Origin of the sequence: Telmatobacter sp. DSM 110680 (assembly GCF_039994875.1) — a bacterium.
Taxonomy (GTDB): domain Bacteria; phylum Acidobacteriota; class Terriglobia; order Terriglobales; family Acidobacteriaceae; genus Telmatobacter.
Window position 1 is genome coordinate 1185969 of record NZ_CP121196.1, and the last position, 11262, is coordinate 1197230.

Sequence of the window (11262 nt, forward strand, 5' to 3'; positions counted from 1 at the left end):
TTCACATTGTTGAGCGAGCCTTTTCGATTGGGCTTCCCAAGGTCGACAAGCGCGCAGGAAGCGCAGGTGGGCGGCTGCGTTCAGCATTCCATCCAAGCAAAAATTCGGCTGCAGGTCCGCAAATCCGGCCCTGGCAAGGTCCCATTCCACAGCGTGTATGCAGCTTCGCTTCCCGCCAAGAATGCATCGAACCCAGTGCTTCGCGGGATACATCTTCGCAACGGCAAATCAGGGTGTCTGGAGCGGCAAGCTGGCTCAACTCGGGCCTCGGAGTGAAGGTTCGGTCTAGTTCTCTGGCAAACCGCCGATACCGATCTCGTCGCTTGAACAAATGCGCAGCCGAACGCCCCGCAGATACCAGTCCTGCAATTTCGCCTTCGCAGAGCGCCTTCTCCAAACCGCCAACGCCCGTAGATTCTCCGACGCAGTAGACGTCTTTCACGGATGTCTCTTGCTGTTCGTTCACGTGCACATAGCCGGACCGAAGCGCACATTGCAGCAAGCGCGGCAGTTCAAGGTTTGGGATCAGGTGGAATCCACAGCCAAGGTAGTCGCATGCGATTGTGCGCGTGCTACCTCTCGCCGCGACCGTTACCGATTGCAAGCGGTCTTTACCTTGCGCCTGCGTCACCCACGATCCGGTCCTGTAGGGGATCGAAAGGGTTGCCGAGCGATAAGCGGTGCCGTCTCGCAATTTCCCCGGATGACGAAGAAGCTTCAAACCAAATCGAGCTAAGCGCGCGGCAGATGCTTGTTCGAAGATGCCGAGAATGTGTGCCCCATTTTTTGAGAGGTTGGCAGCTACGGCCAGCAACAGAGGCCCGCTTCCCGAAAGCACCACCCGCTTTCCCTCAATCTGCAGACCCTGCTTGATCATCGCCTGAAGGCCGCCTGCTCCCATCACGCCCGGGAGGCTCCATCCGGGAAACGGCAGGAAACGCTCACGTGCTCCCGTAGCGAGAATCAGACGACGATAACGAATGTCCTCGGCTGAGGTAGCAGTTTCGAGCCGCAGGATGTAACGCGCAGGATTCGCCACAACTCTTGTCCCATAGCGCACGACAACCTGTCCACGCTCAAGTGCGCTCCGCAATTGTACGAATCGTTGATCTGGCGCCTTTACGGCCAGATCGTATCCGCGCCAGATTTGTCCGCCGCAATGTGCATTTTCATCTACGATGCAAACGTTAGCCCCACCGGTGGATGCCGCTGTTGCAGCCGCCATTCCTGCGGGTCCGGCGCCGACCACTACCACGTCGAAGCTGGTCACCGTGTCACCACGGTCATGCTCTGCTGCACATCAACCTGGCAGGTACGCACATGCTTGACGCCATTCACCGTAGCGCAGCACTCCATGCAGATGCCCATGGCACAGAGAGGGCTACGCGCCCAGCCTGAAACGGATTCTCGGGTGCCAATCCCCGCGTTCATCAGTGCGGCCGCAAGCGTCGTTCCTTGCGGAGCCGAGATCTGCCTTCCGTTGAGAGTCAAATCAACGCAGGGAGTCGCGGGTTGTGCGGACGTCGATGAATTCATGAGACTCGGAAACGACGTTGATTGTAATCCATTTTGTATACTTCGCAAGAAGCGACGAACGGCTAATAGCCACTTATGAAAGTCGGATTGAGTTCATCCCGCAAAATCGAAGTGATTGACTCGCATACCGCGGGCGAGCCCACGCGATGCGTTTTGTCTGGCGGACCAGACCTTGGCAAAGGAACATTGGCAGAGCGCATGGAGCGCCTTCGCCGTGATCACGACTGGGTGCGTCGCGCCATCTTATGCGAACCGCGCGGTTCCGATGTAGTGGTGGGCGCGTGGTTGCTCGAGCCGGATACTCCAGATTGTGCAGCCGCAGTCATCTTCTTTAACAACGCAGGCTATCTGGGAATGTGTGGCCACGGCACCATTGGCGTAGCTGCGACGCTGGCGCACGTGGGACGAATTGAGCCGGGGATTCATTTTCTGCAGACCCCTGTGGGTAAGGTCAAGATAGACCTCAAATCGGCAAATGATGCCACGATCGAAAATGTCCCAGCCTACCGTTACGCCACTGCGGTTGAGGTTCAAGTCCCCGGTCATGGAACCGTGTCCGGAGATATCGCATGGGGTGGTAACTGGTTCTTCCTCATTGCGCATAACGATTTACCGCTAGAGTTAGAAAACGCGGAAGCGCTCACTAATTTGACTTGGAGGATTCGCACCGAGCTCTCGACCAACGGGATAACGGGGGCTAATGGCGCGGAGATTGATCACATCGAGCTATTTACTGCGCCGCGTGATCCGTTCAACCACAGCCGAAATTTTGTACTCTGCCCAGGCAAAGCCTACGATCGCTCGCCTTGCGGGACAGGCACCAGTGCGAAGATGGCATGTCTGGTTGCGGCAGGCAAACTGGCTCCCGGCGACGCTTGGAGACAGGAAGGGATTCTCGGCACGGTATTTGAGGGGAGTGTACGCATCGAAAACGGAGCGATCATTCCGTCGATCACCGGTTCAGCGTTTGTGACGGCGGAGAGCACCTTGTTGTTCGATGCCGGAGATCCATTCCGCAATGGGATTGGGTCGTGATGCAAACTTCTTTCGATGCAGTCATCGTGGGTGGCGGCATTGTCGGGGCGGCCACGGCGGCCTCTTGCGCGCGAGCAGGGTTGCAAGTCGCGCTTGTCGAACGCGACATGCTCGGAGGTGGCGCGACAGCCGCAGGTATGGGCCACGTTGTAGTGATGGACGACTCTGAAGCCCAGTTTGCCTTAACGCGTTATTCGCAGTTGTTGTGGTCCAGGCTCGCGGCTCAGCTGCCGGATAGTGTCGAATACGAAACGACCGGAACAATATGGCTCGCAGCGGACGATGAAGAGATGGCCGAAGCAGAGCGGAAGCATCGGTTTTACTGCGACAGAGATGTGCCTGCCCAGCTGCTGAATGCACGTGAGCTATTCGATCTGGAGCCGAACGTCAGACCAGGGCTTGCCGGAGCGTTGCTGGTTCCCGAGGACGCGGTTATTTATCCGCCAACGGCCGCACTTCACTTCGCAAAAGTGGCTGAGCATCTTGGTGCAACACTTGTAATCGGCCGCAGCGTAACGCAAATGGGAAGTGGTCGGGTGGTATTGGACTGCGGAGCGGAACTGACGGCCCGATGCCTCATCAATGCGACCGGCACATGCGCGCCCGAACTGACTAGGGATGTTCCGGTGAAGAAGCGTAAAGGCCATCTCGTAATTACTGATCGCTATCTGGGTTTTGTGCGTCATCAACTGGTCGAGCTAGGGTACCTGAAGAGCGCTCACTCAGTGTCGTCGAATTCTGTTGCGTTCAACGTGCAGCCGCGAAAGACGGGACAGATTCTGATCGGTTCCTCACGGCAATATGGCGATGAGACATCGAACGTCGACCAGGAGATTCTGAGCGCCATGCTCCAACGAGCCGCTACGTACATGCCATCGATCGGAGATTTAAATGCGCTACGTGTATGGACAGGGTTTCGGGCGGCCACTCCGGACAAACTCCCGCTGATCGGGCCTGCCTCATTCGATGAGACGGTGTGGCTCGCAACCGGACACGAAGGCCTCGGCATCACGACGTCTCTGGCTACAGGGGAGTTGTTGGCCGCCAAACTCACCGGGCGAGAGTCAGCGATTCCCATTGAGCCTTATGTACCCTCACGATTTGTAAAGCCCGATAACCAAGATGTTGCGTCACACAAGGAGCCGCTATGCAATGGAAAGGCGTAATGCCGGCGATGACCACGCCATTCGATGAAAACCTCAAGGTCGACTGGCCATTTGTAAAGCGTCACGCACGGTGGCTGCATGCGAACGGTTGCTCTGGAATCGTGTGCCTGGGTTCGCTCGGCGAAGCGGCTACGCTGACTTTCGATGAGAAGATCCGCATTGTGTGCGATGTGGTGGACGCGGTCTCGCCTGCCATCCCAGTTGTCGGCGCAGTTTCAGCGCTCTCTACGATCGAGGCCGTGAATCTCGCAAAGGCACTGGCCGATGCCGGGGCGCAAGGACTGATGATTCTGCCGCCCTATGTTTATCGGGGCGACTGGAGAGAAACGAAGGCGCATATCGCCGCAATTCTGCGCGCGACGCCGCTTCCGGCAATGCTCTATAACAACCCAGTTGCCTATGGAACAGATTTCATCCCTGAACAAATCTCCGAACTTGCAGATGAGTTCGGCAATCTTGCTGCGGTAAAGGAGTCCTCCACGGATGTGCGGCGCGTGACCGCAATTCGTGCGTTGTCGAACAATCGCCTCGCAATCTTTGTTGGTGTCGACGATGCGATTGTCGAAGGGATCGATGCAGGCGCCGTGGGTTGGATTGCGGGATTGGTGAATGCCTTTCCGCGTGAATCCGTTGAACTATTCGATATAGCAAAAAGGGGAGACAAGCAATCTGCCTTCGATCTCTATCGTTGGTTTCTGCCCTTGCTGCGCATGGACACCGTCCCCAAATTTGTGCAATTAATCAAGCTGGTCCAGGAGGAAATCGGGATTGGATCGGCCCGGGTACGGCCACCAAGGCTGCAGATCGAAGGCGCCGAGTTAGCCGAAACAAAGAGGTTGGTCGCGGAAGCGGTGCGTAGTCATCCAAAAACGTACACGAGTTCAGCCCTCTAACTTCAGCACGACTATTGTTGATCAGCAGCGCCAGACATCCTCCGGCCTTCTTGTTCGCATCGAATAGTCTTACGGCCTACTTTGCGTTCCTTTACCCACCAAAATCAATAACAACCCCAAAACCACGAGAGATATGCCGCGTCTTCCCACTTCAACTTACCGGCTGCAATTGCATGCGAATTTCACATTCGATGATGCCGCCAATGTTGCCTCGTATCTAAAGGCGCTTGGGATTTCGCACGCGTACTGTTCGCCATACCTTCAGGCTGCTCCCGGCAGCATGCATGGTTATGACGTTGTGGATCATCAACAGGTGAATGATGAACTGGGAGGCGAAGAAGGGCACCAGCGCTTCTGCGCACGCCTCGGTGAACTTGGGTTGGGTCAGGTGCTCGACATCGTTCCCAATCACATGGCGATTGGTCCTCGCAATCAAAACTGGTGGGACGTTCTAGAAAATGGACCGTCAAGCCGTTTTGCGATGTGGTTCGATATCGACTGGCACTCGTCGGAAGTCAGGCTGCAGAACAAGGTCCTGATTCCCGTGCTTGGCGAGCAGTATGGTCGCGTACTGGCGGCCGGCCAAATCCGAATCGATCGTGAACGGGGAGCACTTTGCGTCCGTTACATCGACAACCCCTATCCGCTTGCCCCTCGCTCGCTGCCCGTCATTCTGGAGCGTGCAGCGCAATATGCATTCAGTCCGACTTTGAGCTTCCTTGCTGATAGCCTCGCTCGATTGCCCGTCCCCAATGCGACGGATACTGCGGCTATCAACTCCCGGCATCGCGACAAGGTGGTTATCTACGGTCTTCTACAACGATTTTGCGATGAGCACCCCGAGGGATTGCAGGCAATCGACAAGGCTGTTCGCGAGCTGAATGAGGATCACGATGCACTTGATGAATTGCTGAATCTTCAACATTACCGATTGGCATACTGGCGGACGGCCGATCAGGAACTAGGCTACCGAAGGTTCTTCGACGTGAACACTCTTGTCGGCCTCAGGATCGAAAGACCATACGTGTTCGAAGCGACCCATCGCAGAATTCTTGAATGGCTCAGCGCGGGTGTTTTGGATGGGGTTCGAGTGGACCATCCCGACGGCCTGCGCGATCCATTGCAATATTTCGCACGACTCCGGCAACGAGCGCCGGATGCATGGATCGTCGGAGAGAAAATCCTGGAGCCCGGCGAATTCTTGCGGGAAAACTGGCCGATTGAGGGAACCAGCGGTTATGACTTCTTAAACGTTTGCAACATCTGGCTCATGCAGCCGGATGGACTGAAGGAGCTGACACAGATCTACAGCGATTTCACGAAGCAACCAACCGATTTTGCAGCCATAGCCCAGGACAAGAAGCTCAGTGTTGAGTTGGAAGCGCTTGGAAGCGATGTGAATCGTCTTTCGACATTGTTTCTGGAGATATGCGAAAACAACCGGGACCGCCGCGACTTTACAAGGGCGGAGATAAGACGCGCGATTCGCGAGATAGCTTCATGCTTCGCGATCTACAGAAATTATGTTGTGCCGGACCGCGATGAAATTGCTGAAGAAGATCGTGAAGAAGTTCGGAAAGTTCTGGAGAGGGCCAAGGCCCGCCGGAACGATCTCGACCATGGGCTGCTCGACTTCATTGGAGAAGTCCTGCTACTGCGTTCACGTGGCACTCTCGAATCCGAATTCGTGTATCGGTTTCAGCAATTCACTTCACCGGTAATGGCTAAAGGTGTGGAAGACACAGCCTTTTATTGCTACAACCGCATGGTTGGACTGAATGAGGTTGGCAGTGCACCCGATCGCGACGGTCTCACATCCGCGGAGTTTATCGACTACTGCGCCAAGATGCAGGCATCCCGTCCGCTGACGATGACTACACTTTCCACGCATGACACCAAGCGCTCCGACGATGTTCGCGCGCGGCTCGCTGTCATTACGGAGATTCCCGGTCAATGGCGTTCGTTCCTGAGACGCTGGGCGCGTATAAATGGGCCGCTCAAAACTCAGGATCTCCCTGACCGCAACACAGAGTACTTCCTCTATCAAACAATGATCGGCGCTTGGCCCATTGCAAGAGACCGCATGATTCAGTACATGGAGAAAGCTGTCCGCGAGGCCAAGCAGCAGACAAGTTGGACTCAGCAAAACAAAGAATTTGAAGATGCGCTGAAAAACTTCATTGAGCGACTGTATGACAGCCACGAATTCGTTGCCGCAATTGAAGAGTTCGTAAATCGGCTCCTCGATCACGGACGAATCAATAGCTTGGCTCAAACGCTGTTGAAATGCACGGCTCCGGGCGTTCCGGACACATACCAGGGAAGCGAACTGTGGGACCTTCACTTGGTAGATCCTGATAATCGCGGGCCAATCGACTACGCTGCCAGACGGACGATGCTGTCGGAACTGAAAGCCGGAATGCCGGTCGAAGAGATTATGAACAGAATGGATAGCGGATTGCCAAAACTCTGGACGCTTCATTGCGCTCTGAATCTCCGGCGCAACAGGCCAGAATGGTTTGGCGCCGATGCTGGTTTCGAGCCCCTGGTGTTTGAAGGAAAAAAGATGGATCACGCGGTTGGATATCTACGTGCGGGAAGCGTGGCGACCATCGTACCAAGATGGTCGTTGAAGCTTGGCGGGAGTTGGGCCAATACGATCGTCGATTTGCCGGGAAGTCTGTGGAAGAATCTACTGACAAACGAAACACTGAACGGAGGCCGTATTCCCGTGCAAGAGATTCTGCGACGCTTTCCCGTCGCATTGCTTGTGAAGGAAGAGCGCGATGCATAGGTTTGAGGTGTGGGCGCCGCTTGCAAAATCTCTTTCCGTGCAAGCCGATGGTAAATCCTTCTCAATGTCTGGGCCAGATGAGGACGGCTGGTGGTTCGCCGCGGTGAGCTCTGCGGGGCATGGAACAGACTATGGTTTTCTCATCAACGACGATGAAAGACCTTATCCTGATCCGCGTTCACAATGGCAGCCAAACGGGGTTCATGCTCTTTCACGCGTCTACGATCAAGGCGCATTTCACTGGAACGACGAGGCATTCAACGCCCGTCCGCTCTCGAGCGCTGTTGTGTATGAACTTCATCTGGGAACATTCACGCGCGAAGGAACCCTGGATGCAGCAATTACAAAACTTGAACACCTGCGCAATCTTGGTGTCACTCACGTGGAGCTTTTACCCGTCGGGTCTTTTGAAGGTGACCACGGCTGGGGCTATGACGGAGTCTCGCTCTTTGCCGTGCACGAGCCCTATGGCGGTCCCGACGCACTGAAACGATTCGTGAACGCCGCGCATGGTGCTGGACTGGCCGTGCTACTTGACGTGGTGTATAACCACTTCGGACCCAGCGGCAACTACACCGGAAAATTCGGGCCGTATCTCACAGATGCACATAAGACACCGTGGGGGGGCGCCGTCAATCTCGAAGAGGCCGCCTCACACCAGGTGCGCAGATTCTTTCTAGATAACGCGCTGATGTGGTTGCGCGACTTCCATATGGATGGGTTGCGCATCGATGCTGTTCATTCCTTTGTCGACCGATCCGCCATTCACATTCTTGAAGAACTCGCGGTAGAAATTGAAACACTGGCCGCAACGTTGGGGCGACAGCTGGTCTTGATTGCCGAAAGCGATCTGAACGATCCCCGCATCGTGACCCCGCGTGATTGCGGCGGATTGGGAATGGATGCGCAGTGGAACGATGATTTTCACCACGCGCTCTTTGCCGTTCTCAATCGAGAGCAGCCTGCCGGCTATTACACTGACTTCGGGTCTCTCGCCTACCTCGCCAAGGCGCTTGAGCGAACGTTTGTGTATGACGGAATGTATTCGCCGAATCGCAATCGCAGGCATGGTCGTCCAGTAGGGAATCTGTCTCAGCATCGCTTTCTCGGCTTCATTCAGAATCACGATCAAGTGGGAAATAGGGCTGTCGGCGACCGGATCAGCCAGAGCGCCGGTCTAGGTCGCGCAAAGATTGCAGCCGGTCTTGTTTTGCTTGGACCGTTTATCCCGATGCTTTTTCAAGGCGAGGAGTGGGCCACGAATTCGCCGTTCCTCTATTTTGCTGATCATCAAGATCCGGAATTGGCGCGGCTCGTTTCAGAAGGGCGCAGGCACGAGTTTGATGGGTTCGGATGGGATCCCTCCATCATTCCTGATCCCGAAAAACGCGAATCATTTTTGCGCTCAAAATTGAACTGGGACGAAATGCCCGAGCCTGTTCATGCCGATGCACTGAATTGGTATCGCAAGCTCATCCAGCTCCGGCGTGCTGAGCGTTCTTTGAATAATGGCGAACCGGGCAATACCGCGGTCACGTACAACGAAGACGAGCGTTGGCTCTGTATGCTGCGCGGATCTATCATCGTTGCTTGCAGTATTGCGGAGAATGCGCAGGTGGTGCCTATCCACCGAGAAGGCGAACTGATTCTCGCTTCTCAACAGGAAATCGTCGCTACAGGTGAGTCTGTCATGCTTCCACCCGACTCGATTGTGGTAATTCGAACCATCGCCGACCGCTAAAAGTGGCGAATGGTTTCGTGTCGGATCGGCTCCACCGGTGGAGGCATCGGCTCATGCTCTGCTCCGTAGCCGCGTTCGTTGGCGCGGTCCACGTGGCTCTCGAGAGATCGACTCACCAGATCGCGCGAACCGAGGCCAACCGCCAGCGCAAGAGTCAAGACGATTCCACCGAACAAAATGCCGAATGCCAGTTCAACAACATTGCCGCCAACCTGAAGATGATCGAGTACCATGGCCGCGGTTAGGACCAGCACCAGCCATTTCACGCCGAGCGAAAGAAAGCGTGCATATTGTAATTGTGCATTGACTGCGCCAATCAGGACCGAGCGCGCGAGGAACCGTGCAATTAATGTGCCAGCAATCAACAGCAAGATGGCGCCAACCATGTGAGTCAGATAGGGCAGCATGGAAATCGGCAACGGTGCCCCAGTTGCGTACGATGCATCAAATGCCGACACACCAATGATCAAACCAAGCAGCACACAGCCCCAGAACGCGGCGCGTGCAATCAGCGCTGTGGGCGAGCTGGAGGGAGCCCATTCCGAACTTCCGCGACTTAGGCGTTCGTCGAACTTAATAAAGGTGAGACCCTTGCGCAAAACCCACGAAAGCCCCATTCCGATCAGGGTGAATAGCGTGAGCGCGACAAAAATCGCAAGAATGCCGGGCAGGACTGCGATGAAAAGCGACAATACGCGAAAGACCGATTGTTGAAGCGCGAGCGACATGTGGTGCCAGATCGATCCATTGTCTGGGATCGCAGGTGCAGGCGGATTGTAGTCTTGAACAGTCTGCAGCATTGTTGCGATAAAGCTAAGCATCGGACTCACCCCTTGTACTACTCGGACAAGTTCTCCTGTCGATTAAACAAGTTCGCTCCCACACGGAGCATCATGAATTAAAACGATCGGGCCAACGCCAGCGCGACACGATGTACTGCTTGTCAGATTCAAATGCCGCGGCAACTGCTTCCACGTGAACTTCAGAGCTTGTGCCGGACTTCACAACGTTGATGTGGCCGGCCACCCAGGCCAGATAGAGCGGAATCAAAGCTCCAAGCAGATGTCCACGATTAATAGTGCGCAGACGATACGCTACCAGAAAATCAAATACCACGCGTGCCCACAGGTTTTCCGGCATGCGAAAAGCCGCTGGTTCCACGACCGAAAGCCTCTTCAGCCCCAGCAGCGAGTTTGGAGCCAGGACGAGAGACCATATCTCTTGGAGATTTGAAAATGCCAGGCGAAACGCCTCAACCATTGGTGCGATGTCAACATCTCCCTCAATTGCATGAATCGCAGGGAAAGGAGGTCGCTCCGGAGGAAGTCGCCGGGGTCTTTGCCAAAAGGCGGCTTTGGCTTCGATGTCTGCGAATAACGATCCCGTGACAAGAGAGAGAATTGCATTGATGTTGGGCTCAGCTGGTTGAGGCAAAACGCGCGTTCCCACATCGATTTCATCAACGCTCAATCCCGCAAGAGCCGCTTCGCTTACTGGCCAGACGATAGCGTCGGCCTGGTTCAGATTCACAAATCGCTGCGATGTGGTGGCCAGTCGATCGGCCATCCGGGCCGAGAACGCCATATCGATCGACAGGGGGAAGCGCACTCGCGAGCCGAATAGCGCGCGGGTGAGCGGATACAAGATAGCTGAGTTTACGAGTCCTGCGTTAGGCGGAAGAGAATAGTGAGGAACAGCAAGATCAAATGTCGTGTCGGATACAGCGTTGGCAAGATCACGCAAAGCGGCAGTGCTGAGGGAGTCCGCCCCGGGGCCGAGCATCAATACCGTTGGCGCTTCATTTTCTTTGGCCGCATTTGCAGCGCTCAAGAAATCAGTCGCCGATAATGGCCATACTGAATTGGTCGCTTGGGTTGCAATTACACGCAGTGCGGGATACGCGGTTCCGGAAGTGTCGTTCGGGGTGGCAATCGCGATTTCCTCTGCAGGAAACGATGCCGTTAAATTCGCGAAAATGCCTTCGAGAGACTCGGCTGCCATGGGTGCGATAAAGACAAGCAATCCTGCTCGTACCGGCGTAACGGTCGCATTAGCATCCGAGACTGAATTTGCAGTCGCCATAGGGAATCGGGGAAA

General features: G+C 55.4%; 9 protein-coding genes. 5 read left to right on the forward strand and 4 right to left on the reverse strand.

What is annotated here, in order from left to right; translation table 11 throughout:
* Nucleotide 1: 1 nt before the first annotated feature.
* The gene (locus P8935_RS04735) at nucleotides 2–1270 is read right to left on the reverse strand and encodes an FAD/NAD(P)-binding oxidoreductase (protein WP_348263867.1); all 1269 of its coding nucleotides are present in this window, start codon (nucleotides 1268–1270) and stop codon (nucleotides 2–4) included.
* The gene (locus P8935_RS04740) at nucleotides 1267–1536 is read right to left on the reverse strand and encodes a (2Fe-2S)-binding protein (protein WP_348263868.1); all 270 of its coding nucleotides are present in this window, start codon (nucleotides 1534–1536) and stop codon (nucleotides 1267–1269) included. Before P8935_RS04740 ends, P8935_RS04735 begins: the two co-directional genes overlap by 4 nt.
* Before the next feature lie 75 nt (nucleotides 1537–1611).
* Here P8935_RS04740 and P8935_RS04745 point away from each other — a divergent pair, with 75 nt between their 5' ends.
* The 5 genes from P8935_RS04745 (at nucleotide 1612) to treZ (ending at nucleotide 9165) form a co-directional block, all read left to right on the forward strand.
* Entirely contained in the window at nucleotides 1612–2571 is a 960-nt protein-coding gene (locus P8935_RS04745) for a proline racemase family protein (RefSeq protein WP_348263869.1), read from the forward strand.
* Nucleotides 2571–3737 (forward strand): FAD-dependent oxidoreductase, encoded by a 1167-nt coding sequence (locus P8935_RS04750; protein ID WP_348263870.1) that lies wholly within the window; start codon nucleotides 2571–2573, stop codon nucleotides 3735–3737. Before P8935_RS04745 ends, P8935_RS04750 begins: the two co-directional genes overlap by 1 nt.
* Nucleotides 3719–4630, forward strand: a complete 912-nt coding sequence (locus tag P8935_RS04755; protein ID WP_348263871.1) for a dihydrodipicolinate synthase family protein — start codon at nucleotides 3719–3721, stop codon at nucleotides 4628–4630. The genes P8935_RS04750 and P8935_RS04755 overlap by 19 nt, the downstream gene beginning before the upstream one ends.
* A gap of 133 nt (nucleotides 4631–4763) precedes the next feature.
* Nucleotides 4764–7424 carry a malto-oligosyltrehalose synthase gene (gene treY, locus P8935_RS04760; RefSeq protein ID WP_348263872.1) on the forward strand — a complete coding sequence of 887 codons (2661 nt, stop codon included), beginning with the start codon at nucleotides 4764–4766 and terminating at the stop codon, nucleotides 7422–7424.
* The gene (gene treZ, locus P8935_RS04765; protein WP_348263873.1) at nucleotides 7417–9165 is read left to right on the forward strand and encodes a malto-oligosyltrehalose trehalohydrolase; all 1749 of its coding nucleotides are present in this window, start codon (nucleotides 7417–7419) and stop codon (nucleotides 9163–9165) included. The genes treY and treZ overlap by 8 nt, the downstream gene beginning before the upstream one ends.
* Here treZ and P8935_RS04770 read toward each other — a convergent pair.
* Together P8935_RS04770 and P8935_RS04775 are read right to left on the reverse strand one after the other, a co-directional pair.
* Nucleotides 9162–9986: a hypothetical protein gene (locus tag P8935_RS04770; RefSeq protein ID WP_348263874.1), complete on the reverse strand. Its 825-nt coding sequence runs from the start codon at nucleotides 9984–9986 to the stop codon at nucleotides 9162–9164. The genes treZ and P8935_RS04770 overlap by 4 nt on opposite strands.
* A 70-nt stretch (nucleotides 9987–10056) precedes the next feature.
* Nucleotides 10057–11247 (reverse strand): hypothetical protein, encoded by a 1191-nt coding sequence (locus P8935_RS04775; protein ID WP_348263875.1) that lies wholly within the window; start codon nucleotides 11245–11247, stop codon nucleotides 10057–10059.
* Between the last annotated feature and the right edge of the window lie 15 nt (nucleotides 11248–11262).